Source organism: Cryptosporangium phraense (assembly GCF_006912135.1).
GTDB lineage: Bacteria > Actinomycetota > Actinomycetes > Mycobacteriales > Cryptosporangiaceae > Cryptosporangium > Cryptosporangium phraense.
This window is the reverse complement of record NZ_VIRS01000007.1, coordinates 180,324-196,021: the sequence shown is the minus strand read 5'-3', so window position 1 is coordinate 196,021 and position 15,698 is coordinate 180,324. Positions and strand designations below refer to the sequence as shown.

Below are 15,698 nucleotides of genomic sequence, written 5' to 3'. Positions count from 1 at the left end.
TATCAACTACGCCCGAGGCTTCTCGCGCATCTCGAAGGTCTCGATGACGTCGTCGATCTTGATGTCGTTGAAGGAGCCGAGACCGATACCGGCCTCGTAGCCCTCGCGGACCTCGGTGACGTCGTCCTTGAACCTCTTGAGCGAGTGGACCTGGAGGTTGTCGGCCACCACGGCGCCGTCGCGGATGAGGCGGGCCTTGGAGTTGCGCCGGATGTCGCCACTGCGGACGAGCACACCGGCGATGTTGCCGAACTTGCTGGAGCGGAAGACCTCGCGGATCTCCGCCGTGCCCAGCTGGACCTCTTCGTACTCCGGCTTGAGCATGCCCTTGAGGGCATTCTCGATGTCCTCGATCGCCGCGTAGATGACCGAGTAGTAGCGGATGTCGACGCCTTCGCGGTCGGCCAGCTCGCTCGCCTTGCCCTGGGGCCGGACGTTGAAGCCGATGATGACCGCGTCGGAGGCCGACGCCAGCATGACGTTGGTCTCGGTGATCGCACCGACACCGCGGTCGATGATCCGCAGGGACACCTCGTCGGCGACCTCGATCTTCGCCAGCGCGTCTTCCAGGGCCTCGACCGCACCGGAGCCATCGCCCTTGAGGATGAGGTTGAGCTGGGTCTTCTCGCCCTCCTTCATCCGCTCGAGCAGCGTCTCCAGCGTCGGGCGTCCACGGCTCGCCGCGAGCTGAGCATTGCGCTCGCGCGCCTGCCGCTGCTCGGCGATCTGCCGGGCCACCCGGTCTTCCGCGACCTCCAGGAACGTGTCGCCGGCGCCGGGGACCGCGGTGAAGCCGAGCACCTGCACCGGACGGGACGGACCCGCCTCGGCGACCTGGGCCCCGCTGTCGTCGAGCATCGCCCGGACGCGACCGTGCGCCTCACCGGCGACGATCGAGTCACCGACGCGGAGCGTGCCCCGCTGGACCAGGACGGTCGCGATCGGACCGCGGCCACGGTCGAGGTGACCCTCGATCGCGACACCCTGGGCCGGCACGTCGACCGGAGCCCGCAGGTCCAGCGACGCGTCCGCGGTCAGGCAGACGGCCTCGAGCAGCCCGTCGATGTTGATCCGGGCCTTGGCCGAGATGTCGACGAACATCGTGTCGCCGCCGTACTCCTCGGCGACCAGGCCGTACTCGGTGAGCTGCTGACGCACCTTCGCCGGGTTCGCGCCTTCCTTGTCGATCTTGTTCACCGCGACCACGATCGGCACCTCGGCCGCCTGGGCGTGGTTCAGCGCCTCGATCGTCTGCGGCTTCACGCCGTCGTCCGCCGCGACCACGAGGATCGCGATGTCCGTCGACTTCGCACCGCGAGCACGCATGGCGGTGAACGCCTCGTGACCCGGGGTGTCGATGAAGGTGATCAGCCGGTCTTCGCCGTTGACCGTGGCGTCGACCTGGTAGGCACCGATGTGCTGGGTGATGCCACCGGCCTCGCCCTCGGCCACCTTCGTGTGCCGGATGGCGTCGAGGAGCTTCGTCTTACCGTGGTCGACGTGGCCCATGACGGTGACCACCGGCGGCCGCGTGACCAGCGCCTCGTCTTCGTACTCCTGGTCCAGGTCGATGTCGAACCGGGCCAGCAGCGCGCGGTCCTCGTCCTCGGGGCTGACGATCTGCACGTCGTAGCCGAGGTGGACGCCGAGCAGCTGCAGCGTCTCGTCGGTGCACGACTGGGTCGCGGTCACCATCTCGCCGAGACCGAAGGCCTCCTGCACCAGCGAACCGGGGTTCGCGTTGATGCGGTCGGCGAAGTCGGACAGCGACGCACCGCGCGGGAGCCGGATGACCTCGCCGTTACCGCGCGGGGCACCCGAGCCCATCGTCGGCGCGGAGAGGTTGTCGAACTCCTGACGCCTCTGCTTCTTGGACTTCCGTCCGCGAACCGGGCCACGGCCACCGGGACGTCCGAACGCACCCGCGGCACCGCCGCGGCCACGACCGCCACCACCGGGACGACCGCCACCGCCGCCGCCACCGGGACGGAAACCGCCACCGGGCGCGCCGGTGCCGCCACCGCCACCACCGGGACGACCGCCGAAGCCGCCGCCACCACCGGGACGGCCACCGCCGCCACCGCCGCCGCCGGGACGACCGCCGAAGCCGCCGCCACCACCGGGACGACCGCCGCCACCGGGGCCGGCCGGACGACCGCCACCGGGGCCACCACGGCCGGGGCCACCACCGGACGGACGACCGGGCATCATGCCCGGGTTCGGCCGCGGCGGCATCATGCCGGGGTTGGGACGGGGGCCACCGGGCCCACCGCCGGACGAGCCGCCCGGACGCGGGCCACCGGGGCCACGGTCAGAACGCTCGGGACGGGCACCACCCGGGCCGGGACGCGGGCCGCCAGGACCCGGACGCGGGCCACCGGGACGGTCGCCACCCTGCTGCGGGCCGGGACGCGGACCCGGACGCGGGCCGCCGGGGCCCGGACGGGGACCGGACTGGCCGGGGCCGGCCGGAGCCTGACCACCCTGACCGGCCGCCGGAGCCGGCCGGGGGCCGGGACGCGGGGACGGCTGGGTGGGCGTGCCGGGGCCGACACCGAACGGGTTGTTGCCGGGACGCGGCGCCGACCGCTGCTGGCCGGGGCCACCCGGACGCGGGCCACCAGGACCCGGACGCGGACCGGACTGGCCGGGGCTCGGCTGCTGGGTGGGCGCGGGCGCCGGAGCGGCCGACGCGGCGGGAGCCGCCGGAGCCGGACGCGGACCGGGGCGCGGGCCCGGGGTCGGTCGTCCGGTGGCCGCCGCCGCACGCGCGGCCGCGGCCTGCGCCTGCTGCTGCGCCTGGAGCTCGGCCGCACGGGCCTGCTCGGCCTTGACCTCGATGTCCTGGGCGCTGGCCGTGCCCTGCGGGCGGGCCATCGACGCCGGGGACGGAATGTTCCGGGGCGGCCGGGGTCCACTCGGGGGACCCGGCTTGCGACCTCCGCCGTTGCTACCGCCGGAGGACGGCGACGTGTACGCCTCCCGCAACCGACGCGCCACCGGCGCCTCGATCGTGGATGAGGCTGACTTCACGAACTCCCCGAGCTCTTTGAGCTTGTTCAGCACATCTTTGCTGGGGATGCCCAGTTCCTTGGCGAGTTCGTGTACGCGGGCCTTGCCTGCCACTGCTCTCCTCTTCCGAGGCCGGGCGGCACACCCGCTCGACCTACTAGTTACTCACGAAGCTTGCTCATCGCAGAGACTTCATCGCACGCTCATACCGGGAGACCTACTTTTCGTCCGTGGATCCAGGCGGGTTGCCCGGTCCTTCGGTTCTTGCCACATACTCGCGGACCTCCTCGGCGTCGAGGACGCCGGGGACCCGGAGCGCACGCCCGAAGGCGCGACGCCGTTCCGCTAGCACAAAACAAGCTGGGTCGGGATGCAGCCACGCTCCCCGGCCCGGGAGCCGCCGCGCCGGATCGGGGACCGTGACGCGGGACTCCCCACGCTGGACCGCGACGACGCGCAACAACTCGGCGGCCGCCGCTCGCTGTCGACATCCCACGCACGTCCGCGTCGGTTGGCGGTCATGCGGGGACGGCGCCGGACGGATGCGGCGAACCACAGGCCAGTCTACCCCGCGCTGCCTGGGACCGAAGCGTCCGGTTCCCCCACTGTTGACGCAGGAGCCTCATCGGGCTCACCGGTCACCGCCGGCGCGGCTCCTTCGGCGTCGCTGTGGATGTCGATGCGCCAGCCGGTGAGCCGGGCGGCGAGCCGGGCGTTCTGCCCTTCCTTGCCGATCGCCAGCGACAGCTGGAAGTCGGGCACCGTCACCCGCGCCGACCGGTTCTCGAGGTCGACGACCTCGACCGACTTCACCTGGGCGGGCGAGAGCGCGTTGGCGACGAACCGGGCCGGGTCGTCGGCCCAGTCGACGATGTCGATCTTCTCGCCGTGCAGCTCGCTCATCACCGCCCGGACGCGGGCCCCGAGCGGCCCGATGCAGGCGCCCTTCGGGTTGACGCCGGGGATCGTCGCGCGCACGGCGATCTTCGAGCGGTGCCCGGCCTCGCGGGCGACCGCGGCAATCTCGACCGTGCCGTCGGCGATCTCGGGCACCTCGAGAGCGAAGAGCTTCCGGACCAGGTTGGGGTGGGTGCGGCTCAGCGTGACCTGCGGCCCGCGCATGCCCTTGGCGACGTGGACGACGAGCGCCTTGATGCGGGCGCCGTGCTGGTAGTTCTCGCCCGGGACCTGCTCGGCCGGCGGAAGCGTCGCCTCGATCTTGCCCAGGCTCACCGACACGATGCCGCGCTCGGCCCGGGACTCGTGGGCCTGGATCACGCCGGCGACGACCTCGCCCTCGCGGCTGGCGAACTCGCCGAACGTCATCTCGTCCTGGGCGTCGCGGAGCCGCTGCAGGATGACCTGCTTCGCGGTCATCGTCGCGATCCGGCCGAAGTCGTCGGGGGTGTCGTCGTACTCGCGGAGGATCGTGCCCTCGTCGTCGCGCTCGGCCGCCCAGACGGTGGCGGCGCCGGTCTTGCGGTTGACCTCGACCCGCGCGTCGGCGTGCGTGTGGCCGGTGTGCTTGTACGCGGTGAGCAGCGCGGTCTCGATCGCTTCGATGATCGTGTCGAAGGAGATCTCACGCTCCCGCTCGACCGCGCGCAGGGCTGCGATGTCGATATTCACTGGTCTCCTCCTTTTGTCTCTGGTTGGTCTTCCTTGGGGCGGGCGAACTCGACCTGGACCTTGCCCGGGCCGACCTCCGCGAAGGAGGCGGTCTGCACGCCCTTGTCGTCGGTGAGGTGAACGCCGTTCTCGTCGACCGCGGTGATGCGCGCGGTCAGGCTGCGCCCGCCCAGGCTCACCTTGACGAGCCGGCCGACGTTCCGCCGCCAGTGCCGCGGCTCGGTCAGCGGCCGGTCGACGCCGGGTGACGTCACCTCGAGCGTGTACGGGCTGGACCCGAACGAGTCGTCGTCGTCATCCAGCGCGGCCGAGACGCTCCGCGAGACCTCGGCGATGTCGTCCAGCGTGATGCCGCCGTCGGCGTCGACCACCACCCGCACCACGGTGCGGCGGCCGGCCTGGTTGACCGACACTTCCTCGAGGTCGTAGCCGGCCGCGTTGACCACGGGTTCGACCAACGCGACGATCCGGGAGCGCATCGCCTGCGGGGCTGGCATCCGACACCTCCGAACGGTGGTCACTGTGCAGTTGTGGGCGCGCTGCAACGACGCGCCGACGAACCTGTTCACAGCCTAACGGTTCGCGACGAGCGGCCCTCCATCCGGCACGCGCCGGGCGGACTGGGAAACTGTCCGTGTGCCCACCGCCGCGCGCCGTCCCTCACGGTCCTCCGCTGATCTCCTGCCGGACGCGGCGAGACGGCCCTGGAGCCGGCGGGGTGTGTTGGGACTGTTGGCTGCGGGCGCGGCCGGGTCGGTGAGCGCGTGCGGGATCGTCGATCCCGGCCCGGCCGTGCCGGCCGTCGCGGCCGATCCGCTGGAGACCCTGGTGACGCAGAAGCAGGCCCTGCTGGACCTGTACCAGGCGACGCTGACGACCCACACCGACCTGGCCGACCGGCTCGGTCCCCTCCGCGACGCCCACCGCGAACACCGCGACGCCCTGCTCGAACTCTTGGACGCCCGGCGGCGCGGCGCGCTGGCCCGGGCGGCGTCGCCGGTGCCGGGCCCGGAGAAACCGGCGAAGCCACCCGCGGTCAGTCAGGACCCGGACGGAGCGCTGGTCGCTCTGCGCGCGGCCGAGAAGACCGCGACGGCCCGCTCCCGGACGGCCTGCCTCGCCGCCACCACCGGCACCGGCGACTCGGCCGGCGCCCCCGAGCGCGTGACGGTCCTCGGCTGCATCAGCGCCGCCGAGGCCTCCCACGCAGTGGCGCTCGCGGTGGCGCTCGCGTGAGCGCGGCCGGCGATCGGCTACAGGTCGCGCTCGCCGCCGAGCACGCCGCGATCTACGCCTACGGCGTGATCGGCTCCCACCTGGAGGACGACGAACTGGTGTGGGCGCACGACGCTGACCTGGCTCACCGTCAGCAGCGGGACGCCACCGCCGACCTGATCACCGCCGAGAACGCGACGCCGGCCGTGGCGGCGCCTGCCTATCAGCTCCCGAAACCCGTGACGGATCGGGCCGGCGCCCTGACGCTGGCCGTGGAGGTGGAGACACGCAGCGCCGCGGTCTGGCGCTCGGCTTTGGGGTCGCTCACCGGTGACGCGAGGGGGGTGGCGCTGGCCGCTCTGACCGGAGCCGCGGTCCGGGCCGCCCAGTGGCGCACCGTGGCCACACCGGACAGTCCGCCGACCGTCCCGTGGCCGGGCGGCTCGAAGTAGCCCGGCTCCGCCGGGGCTCGGCGCCCGCTCGCTGGTTGCGCTAAGGCCCGGTACCCCCGAATCGAACGACACGACCCCAGCCAGGCACGACCTAAGCGAGCGGCACGACCTCAACCCACCACTAGCGAGCGCGCCCGCCCGCCCGCCCGCCCGCCAATGCTTCCCAACTACCCACCCGCGCCACCGGCCCGCCCCGGCCCCCGGCCCCGCCGGCCCCCGGCCCCGCCGGCCCCCGGCCCCCCCGGCCCGCCCGGCCCGGGCGGCACCCCAGCCCCGGCCGGCCCGCCCGGCCAGGGCGGCGCGCCCGGCCCGGGCGGCAGGTCAGCGGCGGCCATGACGGCGGAGCGTACGGGATCGTCCCGGTTCGGCCCAGCTCCCGGCTCCACTCAGTGAAACCGAGCTTCCCCTCGGTCACACCGGGCTCGCGGTGTGCAGTCCGCACACCCGGTACGGGACCAAAGGGTGCTGTTGACACCGATTGCGACGCATTCGCCGACCGCGGGAGTCGGACCCGCACACACTGGCCCCGCTCACGCTGAGCTCCACCTTCCAGTGCAGGGAGGACCGCTCTTGTTGACCGTCGACGACGTGCAGGTGTCCTACGGCGGTGCGGTCCAGGCCCTCCGCGGTGTGTCGATCGAAGTCCCGGACGGCGCCGTGGTGGCGGTCCTCGGCAGCAACGGCGCCGGCAAGACGACGCTGCTCCGCGCGATCTCCGGCACGCTGCGCCGCCAGCACGGCCGGATCGACGCCGGTCGCGTTCGACTCGACGACCGCGACATCGGCGGCGCCGACCCGGCCGCGATCGTCCGGCTCGGCGTCGTCCACGTGCCCGAAGGCCGACGAATCTTCGGACGGCTCACCGTCGACGAGAACCTCCGGGCCGGAGGCCTCGGTAACAAGAACCGCGCCGCGAAGGCGGCGGCGCGCGAGCGGGTGCACGACCTGTTCCCGGTCCTCGAGGAGAGGCGGACGCAGCGCGGCGCGCTGCTCTCGGGCGGGGAGCAGCAGATGCTCGCGATCGGACGGGCGCTGATGGCGGCACCGAAGGTGCTGCTGCTCGACGAGCCGTCGCTCGGGCTGGCGCCGAAGGTGATCGGGCAGATCGGCGAGGTGATCACCGAGATCAACCGGCAGGGGACGTCGGTGCTGCTGATCGAGCAGAACGCGACGATGGCCCTGCAGGTCGCCGACCGGGCGTACGTCCTCGACGTCGGGAAGGTGTCGCTCGACGGCGAGGCCGCCGCGCTGGCCCGCACCGACGAGGTCCGGCACCTGTACCTCGGCGGCGCCAGCGGTGCCGCCGCCGACCCGGCCGGCCGCCACGCCGCCGGGAGCGGGCGGCCGGAAGAGCGCGACGGCGCACCGGCGGCCCGCCCTCGGCGCACACTCTCGCGGTGGGCGGGATGACCGCGGCCGGAGCGGAGGGCGGCCGGGGCGCGGGTGCGCACCGCGCGCCGGACGACGACGCCGGTCCCGCCGAGCCCGACGGGGTCCGCCGCGACATCCCGCCGCTCGAGGTCGACGGGGTGACCGTGCGGTTCGGGGCGGTGACCGCTCTGTCGGACGTGTCGTTCACGGTCGCGCCGGGATCCCTGCACGCGGTGATCGGCCCCAACGGCGCCGGCAAGTCGACGCTCTTCAACGTGCTGTCCGGGGTGTACCGGGCGGCCGCGGGCGAGGTCCGGTTCGGCGACGTCCGGCTCGACCGGATGCGCCCGTTCCGGATCGCCGGCGTCGGCGTGGCCCGGACGTTCCAGAACCTCGCGCTCTCCGGCCGCCAGTCGGTCGCCGACAACCTGATGATCGGCCGCCACCACCTCACCCGCACCGGGTTCGTGTCGGCCGGTCTCCGGCTCCCCTCGGCCACCCGGGAGTACCGGCGGCACGCCGCCCGGGTCGCCGAGATCGCCGAGTTCCTCGACCTCGGCGACCAGCTCCACCGCCCGGTCGAGGGCCTCTCCTACGGCGACCGCAAACGCGTCGAGACGGCCCGGGCGCTGTGCACCGAACCGAAGATCCTGCTGCTCGACGAACCGGTGGCGGGCATGAACGCCGATGAGACCCGCCGGATGGCCCAGACGATCGGTGACATCCGGGCCGCGCTCGGTATCTCGATCGTGCTGGTCGAGCACGACATGGGGATGGTGATGTCGCTGGCCGACCGGGTCACCGTGCTCGACTTCGGCCGGCGTATCGCCGACGGCACCCCGGCGGAGGTCCAGTCCGATCCGGACGTCATCAAGGCCTACCTGGGGGCAGGGACATGAGCCAGTTCCTCTCGCTCGTCCTCAACGGGATCTCCCTCGGCACGATGTACGGGCTGATCGCGCTGGGTTTCGTGATCATCTTCAAGGCCAGCGGCGTCGTCAGCTTCACCCACGGCTCGCTGCTGCTGCTCGGCGCGTACGCGATCGTCCGGTTCTGCGACCCGCTGGGGTTCTGGCTCGGCACGCTGGCCGGGATCGCGGCCACCGGGCTGGTCGCGGTGCTGATCGAACGGCTGATCATCAACCGGCTGCGCGGGGCGGCCGACATCAGCCTCGCGGTCGTGACGATCGGCGTCGACATCATCCTGCTCACCGACATGGTGCGCCGGATCGGCTCGGACATCCTCAACGTGCCGCACCCCTGGGGCGCGAGAGTGGTGCGGCTCGGTGACGTCGGAATCAGCTTGAACCGGGCCCTGGCCATCGCGGTGGCCGTCGTCCTCCTGAGTCTGTTCTTCGTGGCGTTCACCTGGTCGGACTGGGGCGTCGCGATGCGCGCGGCGGCCGAGGACGGCGAGGCGGCCGCGCTGATGGGGATCCGGCAGGGGCGGGTCTCGCTGATCGCCTGGCTGATCGCCGGGGTGCTGGCCGCGGTCGCGGCGCTGTTCCTGGTGGGCGCGCCGACGCCGGGCGTGAGCCCGGCCGTGTACGGGGTGGCGCTGGGCGCGATCCCGGCGGCGATCCTCGGCGGTCTGGACTCCACCGGCGGCGCGCTGGTCGGGGGCCTGCTGATCGGCGTGGCCGAGGCGCTCGCGGCCGGGTACCAGGACCAGCTGCTGTTCCTCGGGCGCGGGTTCGGCGCGGTCGTGCCGTACCTGGTGATGATCGTCGTGCTGCTGGTCCGGCCGTCGGGGCTGTTCGGCACCCGGGAGCTGTCCCGTGTCTAGGGCCCGGGCTCTCCTCCTCGCGGCCGGGTTACTGGTCCTGCTGATCCTGCCGTTCTACGTGGACGAGTTCTGGCTGCGTACCGGGTTCGCGATCTTCGGCGCGGCGATCGGGGCGCTCGGGCTGACGCTGCTGGTCGGGACGGCCGGGCAGCTGTCGCTGGCGCACTCGTTCTTCCTGGCCGTCGGGGCGATCGGGTACACCGTGGTGACCGACTCGCGGAGCACCGTGCGGGCCGGGGAACTGACGGGGCTGCACTGGCCGCCGCTGCTGGGCCTGGTGGTCGGGGTGGCGCTGGCCGGGGTGGCCGGGCTGGCGTTCAGCCCGATCGCGGCGCGGCTGCGCGGGATCTACCTCGGGGTGGCGTCGCTGGCGCTGGTGTTCATCGGGCAGCACGTGCTGAACAGCTGGACGTCGGTGACCGGGGGATTCAACGGGCGGTCGGTGCCGGACTTCGCGGTGTTCGGGCTGTCGTTCTCCGACACGCCCGCGCTGAACGTGCTCGGGATCCCGTTCCGGGAGGCCGAGAAGCTCTGGTACCTCGGGTTGTTGCTGCTGGTCGGCGCGTATCTGTTCGGGCGCAACCTGCTGCGGAGCCGTCCCGGGTTCGCGTTGCAGACGCTGCGCGACTCGGAGGTGGCGGCCTCGGTCGCGGGCGTCGACGTGCAGCGGTACAAGGCCGGGATCTTCCTGCTCAGCTCGGCCTACGCCGGGTTGTCGGGCGTGATGTACGCGCTGTCGATCGGGAGCATCGCGCCGGAGTCGTTCGGGTTGTTCGTGTCGATCCAGTACCTGGCGATGATCGTGCTCGGCGGGCTCGGATCGCTCGGCGGCGCGATCGCCGGGGCCGCGTTCGTGACCGCGTTGCCGCTGGTGCTGCAGCGGTACGCCGACGGGCTCCCGCTCGTGTCGGACGCCGGCGGCGACGGGCTGGCCGCCGGTGAGGCCGCCCGGTACCTGTACGGCCTGGCCATCGTCCTGGTCGTCCTGTTCCAGCCCACCGGGCTGGCCGGCCTGGCCGGGCGGCTGACCCGCTCCCGCGGCGCGCCGTCGCCGGAGGTCCCGGCGGCCGGCACCGATCCAGACGTCCGCACCGAATCCGCCGACAGTCCTATGCAAGGGGGTACCGCCCGATGAAGCGCTCCGCCCTCCTCCGGGTCACCGCGGCCGTGACCGCGCTCGTCCTCGGCGCCGCGGCCTGCAGCAGCAAGGCCGGGAACGGGTCCGGCGACGGTGGTGTCTCCACCGACGTCGGCGTCTCCGGGAATACGATCACGCTCGGCGTCCTCACCGACCTGACCGGCGTCTTCGCCGCGCTCGGCAAGGACATCACGAACGCGAACTCGCTCTACTGGAAGAGCCACAAGGTCTGCGACAAATACGCGGTCAAGCTCGACGTCCAGGACACCGGGTACGTCCCCCAGCAGGGCGTCCAGCTCTACAGCTCGATCAAGTCCGACGTGCTGGCCATGCAGCAGACGATCGGCTCCCCGATCAACGCCGCGCTGGCCAAGGACTACGAGAACGACAAGATCGTGAACTTCCCGTCGGCCTGGGGCGAGTCGCTCACCGACATCCCGGGCACCGGCGTCCCGGGCGCGACCTACGACGTCGAGATCTCCAACGGCTACGACTACCTGTTCAAGAAGGGCCTGCTCAAGCCGGGCGCCACCGTGGGCCACATCTACTTCGAGGGCGAGTACGGCGAGACCGGCCTGGCCGGCACGAAGTTCGTCGCCCAGAAGAAGGGCCTGAAGGTCGTCGAGGCCCAGATCAAGGCCACCGACCAGGACATGAGTGCCCAGGTGAGCCAGTTCAAGGCGCGGGGCGTCGACGCGATCGTGCTCACGGTGGCGCCGGGACAGACCGCGTCGGTCGCCGCCGCCGCGCAGGCCCTCGGGCTCGACGTCCCGATCCTCGGCAGCAACCCGGTGTTCGCCCCGGCCCTGCTGCAGGGCCCGAGCGGCGCCTGGCTCAAGGCCCACCTGTACGTGGCCGCGCCGGTCTCGACGTTCGACAAGCACCCGGACGTCTACGACGCCTACACGAAGACCTATCCGGACGCCAAGAACCCGAGCGCGGGCGTGATCCTCGGCTACGGCATCTCCGAGATCATGCGCCAGGTCCTGGACGCGGCCTGCCAGAAGGGCGACCTGACCCGCCAGGGCGTCCTGGACGCGTTCAACGCGCTCAAGTCCGTCGACACGGACGGGCTGATCGTCCCGATCGACGGGTTCACGCTGCACCGGTCGCCGAGCACGCAGAGCTACATCTTCCGCCCGGCCGACGTGAAGGGCGGGGCCGAGGTCGTCCAGGACGCCTTCGAGGGCGAGTTCGCCAAGGAACTGGCGGGTCAGTAGTTGAGGGTCGGCGGCGAGTAGCTCGCGGGCTTGTCGCCGACCTTCAGACCCGGGCTGACGATCCACGACTGGTACCGCGGGGTGAACATCGCGTACGGGCCGCCGTGATCGGGCGCGCCGGCCTCGTCCAGGCGCTGCCGGGCGTCGTCCGGGAGGACGAAGTCGAGCGAGGCGAGCGTCGTATCGAGCTGCGCCGGGCTGCTCGCACCGACGATCACCGAGGCCACCGCCGGTCGGGTCGCGACCCAGTTGACCGCCACCTGGGCCATGCTCCGGTCGAGGCCGGCGGCGACGTCCCGGAGCGCGTCGACGACCGCCCACTGCCGGTCGGACACCGGCCGGGCGCCGGCGGACGTACTGAACCGGCCCTCGCCCTCGGCGCCATCGGCCCCGCGCCGGTACTTGCCGGTGAGGAGGCCGCCGCCGATCGGGCTCCAGGCGGTGAGGCCCATCCCGAGCGACTGGGCCATCGCCGGGAACTCGGCCTCGATGCCCCGGTCGACGAGTGAGTACGGCAGCTGGACGGTGACCATCGGGGCCAGCCCGTGCGCCTCGGCGTAGCTCTGGGCGCGGGCCGCGTACCAGGCCGGGACGTCCGAGAGCCCGGCGTAGCGGATCGTGCCCTTGCGGACGAGCTCGTCGAGGGTCTGCACGACCTCCTCGGCCGGGGTGATCCGGTCCCAGGTGTGCAGCAGGTACAGGTCGAGGTAGTCGGTGTCGAGGCGGCGCAGGGTGTCGTCGAGCGCGCGGATGAGGTGCTTGCGTCCGTTGCCGCCGGCGTTGGGGTTGCCCGGGTCGGTGGTGTTGGTGAACTTGCTGGTCAGGACGATCCGGTCGCGGACGCCGGCCTTGGCGATCAGGCGGCCGAGGATCCGTTCGCTCTCGCCGGCCGTGTAGAAGTCGGCGGTGTCGACGAAGTTGCCGCCGGACTCGAGGTAGCGGTGGAAGATCGCGGCGGACTCGTCCTCGGTCTTGCCGTAGGGGGCGTGGAACCCGTCGAGGCCGAAGTTCATCGTGCCGAGCGCGAGCCGGCTGACCCGGAGCCCGGACCGGCCGAGCAGGTAGTAGTCGTTCATAGGGGCGACGGTGTCTCGGCAGAAATGGACCCGCAAGTACAGTTTTCACCGGGCGCGGGGCGCCACCCGGACGGTGAGGCGGGCCGTTCCCTCGGTGCGGCGGGCGTGGACGGTCCAGCAGCCGGGCGTCGGGAAGACCCAGCCGGTGCCCCACTCGTCGCCCGGCGCGTCGAAGTTGCTGCCGCCGTGCGGTTCCGGGCCCCAGGCCGGGGTGGTGCGACCCTGATCCGGGCCGGTGGCCGACATCGTCAGCGCGCCCCGGCCGGTCATCCGCCAGACGATCTTGATCTCGGTGCCCGCGTGCAGCTCCGGAGCGGTGGGGAAGAACATCGCGGCCAGCGCCGCTCCGTCGCCGGCCCCGGTGCGCTGCTGCAGGCCGTCGATCCGGGCGTCGGGCGGGCACCGGTCCGCGACGGCCGTCGGCGTCGGCACGGGCTGAGGTCCGGAGGTGCAGCCGGCCGCGGCGAGAAGCACTGCGGCCGCGGTCCGCGCACCCGCGGACGGACGACCGCGACGTCGGGCCATCGGCTCAACCGATGCGGCCCACGCCGCCGAACAGGTAGACGTCGGGCTCGCCGTCGACGTCCGGGCGCCAGCGGGAACAGGTGACGACGCCCGGCTCGAGCAGCTCGGTACCGTCGAAGAACCGGGTGAGCTCGTCCCGGGTGCGGGCCCGGATAGGGGTACCGCCGCGCTCGGTCGTCTCGCGCATGACCTGCAGCATCGGCTCCCCGTGGAGCTCCGCGGTGGAGTGGGTGAGCACCAGGTGGCTACCCGGCGGCAGCGCGGCGACCAGGCGTGCGACGGCGGCGTGGGCCTCGTCGTCGTCCATCAGGTGGTTGACGACGCCGAGGAGCATCAGGCCGATCGGACGTCCGAAGTCGAGGGTCTCGTGGGCCGCGGCGAGGACCGCCTTCGTGTCGCGGAGGTCGGCCTCGACGTAGTCGCTGGCGCCCTCCGGGGTGCTGACCAGCAACGCCCGGGCGTGCACCATGACCAGCGGGTCGTTGTCGACGTAGACCACCCGGCTGCGGGGGTCGAGGGCCTGCGCGACCTCGTGCGTGTTGTCGGCGGTCGGCAGCCCGGTGCCGACGTCGAGGAACTGGGTGATGCCGGCGTCCCGCACCAGGTAGCGCACGACCCGTTTGAGGAACGCGCGCTCGCCGCGGGCGCCCAGCGCGATGTCGGGGATCTTCGCCAGCACCTCGTCGCCGGCGGCCCGGTCGATCGCGAAGTTGTCCTTGCCGCCGAGCCAGTAGTTCCAGATGCGGGCGGACTGCGGGACGCTGACGTCGATCTTGCTGTCGGTCGGTTCCTCGGTCATCAGGACGCCTTCTGCTTCGCGGTGCGTTCTTCAGAGATTATGGACCGGGACGCAACACCGCTGTCCACAGTGGGGGAACGATGTTCCTACCTGGGCGGGGGTCTATGCTCGCGCCGGTGAGCTCATCGGTACCAATAGGCGGCCCGACTGCACGCAGGTTGCAGCTCGGTGCTCGGCTGCGGGCGCTCCGTGAGGCTCGCGGTCTCACCCGGGCCCAGGCCGGTGAGGCGATCCGGAGCTCGGAGTCGAAGATCAGCCGCCTCGAGCTCGGCCGCGTCGGCTTCAAGGAGCGGGACGTCACCGACCTGCTCAGCCTCTACGAGATCGACGGCCGGGAGCGCGAGGACCTGCTCGCGCTGATGCGCGAGGCCAACGCGCACGGCTGGTGGCACGAGTACAGCGACGTCATCGCCCCGTGGTTCGTGCAGTACCTCGACCTGGAGCAGGCCGCCGAGCTGATCCGGACGTACGAGGTGCAGTTCGCACCGGGCCTGCTGCAGACCGCCGACTACGCCCGGGCGGTGATCACGCTCGCTCACGGGTCGACGCCGCCGGCCGACATCGAGCGCCGGGTGAACCTGCGGCTCGCCCGGGCGCGGATCCTGCACCGGCCGAACCCGCCGAAGCTCTGGGCGGTGATCGACGAGGCGGTGCTGCACCGGCCGATCGGTGGGCGGGCCGCGCTGCGCGAGCAGATCGAGGCGCTGCTGGCCGCGACCGATCTGCCGAATGTTCAGCTCCAGGTGATCCCGTTCGGGGCTGGGGGGCATACGGCGGCTGGTGGGGCTTTCAGCATTTTGCGGTTTCCGGACCAGGATCTGCCGGATGTGGTGTATCTGGAGCATTTGATCAACGCGCAGTATCTGGATAAGCAGGACGATATCGACTTCTATTCGGCGATGGTGTCGCAGTTGTTCATCGAGGCGGAGCAGCCGCAGAGGACTCCTGACATCTTGCGTGAGGCGTTGCGGGCGTTGGACGAGTAGGCGCGGGGGCCGGTTCTGCCCGGGAGCGGCCGCGATTGGGGCTGGAGCGACTGGTGGCGCAGTGAGTGGGGCACCGGGGGCGGGCTGTCGCGGCCGGGGTGCAACCGCCGGCGTGCCATCCCCGGGGTGAAGCTGGGTGAAGCGAGACGTGTCCTGCTCGGCGTGCCACCTCAGCAAGCCGGCCTCCGCACCCGGCCGTTGCCGGTCTGCTTCTGCTGGCTGGCCCCAGCCCGCCAGCTTCAGCGAGCCGGCCTCAGGCCTCACCCCCGGCCTGCGCCCGCCGGCCTCCGCCAGGCATCCCCGACCTGCGTCACCCAGCGGGATCCAACCCGCTGGCCTCAGCGGGCCGACCTCAGCCACGCGGCCTTCGTGGGCTGGGCTGAGCCACGCGGCCTCAGCGAGCCCGGCTCCGCCGGGCGGCCTCCGCCTGGCGGCTCCGGATCGCGGGACTCGGCCCGGCGGTCCCGGATCCGCCAGGGGCCGGGCGGG

General features: G+C 72.3%; 15 protein-coding genes. 8 read left to right on the top strand and 7 right to left on the bottom strand.

Features of this window, described 5'->3' with window-relative positions:
- Window positions 1–6: 6 nt before the first annotated feature.
- From infB to rimP, 4 genes are all read right to left on the bottom strand, one after another.
- Window positions 7–2,877: a translation initiation factor IF-2 gene (infB, locus tag FL583_RS12645; RefSeq protein ID WP_420843135.1), complete on the bottom strand. Its 2,871-nt coding sequence runs from the start codon at window positions 2,875–2,877 to the stop codon at window positions 7–9.
- A 352-nt stretch (window positions 2,878–3,229) separates the two neighbouring features.
- The gene (locus tag FL583_RS12640; protein WP_170323627.1) at window positions 3,230–3,556 is read right to left on the bottom strand and encodes a YlxR family protein; all 327 of its coding nucleotides are present in this window, start codon (window positions 3,554–3,556) and stop codon (window positions 3,230–3,232) included.
- A gap of 20 nt (window positions 3,557–3,576) precedes the next feature.
- On the bottom strand, window positions 3,577–4,641 hold the full coding sequence (nusA, locus tag FL583_RS12635) for a transcription termination factor NusA (protein WP_142704780.1): 1,065 nt from the start codon (window positions 4,639–4,641) through the stop codon (window positions 3,577–3,579).
- Entirely contained in the window at window positions 4,638–5,138 is a 501-nt protein-coding gene (gene rimP / locus FL583_RS12630) for a ribosome maturation factor RimP (RefSeq protein ID WP_205752077.1), read from the bottom strand. Before rimP ends, nusA begins: the two co-directional genes overlap by 4 nt.
- A 223-nt stretch (window positions 5,139–5,361) precedes the next feature.
- On the opposite strand from rimP, the gene FL583_RS12625 reads away from it, so the two are divergent.
- The 7 genes from FL583_RS12625 to FL583_RS12590 all read left to right on the top strand — a co-directional run bounded on the left by FL583_RS12625 (window position 5,362) and on the right by FL583_RS12590 (window position 11,823).
- The gene (locus FL583_RS12625) at window positions 5,362–5,877 is read left to right on the top strand and encodes a hypothetical protein (RefSeq protein WP_142704779.1); all 516 of its coding nucleotides are present in this window, start codon (window positions 5,362–5,364) and stop codon (window positions 5,875–5,877) included.
- Window positions 5,874–6,308: a ferritin-like domain-containing protein gene (locus FL583_RS12620; protein ID WP_142704778.1), complete on the top strand. Its 435-nt coding sequence runs from the start codon at window positions 5,874–5,876 to the stop codon at window positions 6,306–6,308. Before FL583_RS12625 ends, FL583_RS12620 begins: the two co-directional genes overlap by 4 nt.
- 570 nt (window positions 6,309–6,878) lie before the next feature.
- Entirely contained in the window at window positions 6,879–7,718 is an 840-nt protein-coding gene (locus FL583_RS12610; RefSeq protein ID WP_142704777.1) for an ABC transporter ATP-binding protein, read from the top strand.
- Entirely contained in the window at window positions 7,715–8,578 is an 864-nt protein-coding gene (locus FL583_RS12605; protein WP_142704866.1) for an ABC transporter ATP-binding protein, read from the top strand. The genes FL583_RS12610 and FL583_RS12605 overlap by 4 nt, the downstream gene beginning before the upstream one ends.
- Complete coding sequence (locus FL583_RS12600) at window positions 8,575–9,465, top strand: branched-chain amino acid ABC transporter permease (RefSeq protein WP_142704776.1); 891 nt, start codon at window positions 8,575–8,577, stop codon at window positions 9,463–9,465. Before FL583_RS12605 ends, FL583_RS12600 begins: the two co-directional genes overlap by 4 nt.
- Entirely contained in the window at window positions 9,458–10,600 is a 1,143-nt protein-coding gene (locus tag FL583_RS12595) for a branched-chain amino acid ABC transporter permease (RefSeq protein ID WP_142704775.1), read from the top strand. The genes FL583_RS12600 and FL583_RS12595 overlap by 8 nt, the downstream gene beginning before the upstream one ends.
- Entirely contained in the window at window positions 10,597–11,823 is a 1,227-nt protein-coding gene (locus FL583_RS12590) for an ABC transporter substrate-binding protein (RefSeq protein WP_142704774.1), read from the top strand. The genes FL583_RS12595 and FL583_RS12590 overlap by 4 nt, the downstream gene beginning before the upstream one ends.
- On the opposite strand, the gene FL583_RS12585 is transcribed toward FL583_RS12590, so the two are convergent.
- The 3 genes from FL583_RS12585 to FL583_RS12575 form a co-directional block, all read right to left on the bottom strand.
- Complete coding sequence (locus FL583_RS12585) at window positions 11,817–12,899, bottom strand: aldo/keto reductase (RefSeq protein ID WP_142704773.1); 1,083 nt, start codon at window positions 12,897–12,899, stop codon at window positions 11,817–11,819. The genes FL583_RS12590 and FL583_RS12585 overlap by 7 nt on opposite strands.
- Window positions 12,900–12,944: 45 nt before the next feature.
- The gene (locus FL583_RS12580) at window positions 12,945–13,331 is read right to left on the bottom strand and encodes a hypothetical protein (protein WP_142704772.1); all 387 of its coding nucleotides are present in this window, start codon (window positions 13,329–13,331) and stop codon (window positions 12,945–12,947) included.
- A 97-nt stretch (window positions 13,332–13,428) separates the two neighbouring features.
- Entirely contained in the window at window positions 13,429–14,223 is a 795-nt protein-coding gene (locus FL583_RS12575) for an SAM-dependent methyltransferase (protein WP_142704771.1), read from the bottom strand.
- Window positions 14,224–14,327: 104 nt separating this feature from the next.
- On the opposite strand from FL583_RS12575, the gene FL583_RS12570 reads away from it, so the two are divergent.
- Complete coding sequence (locus FL583_RS12570; RefSeq protein ID WP_142704770.1) at window positions 14,328–15,209, top strand: helix-turn-helix domain-containing protein; 882 nt, start codon at window positions 14,328–14,330, stop codon at window positions 15,207–15,209.
- The last annotated feature ends 489 nt before the right edge of the window (window positions 15,210–15,698 follow it).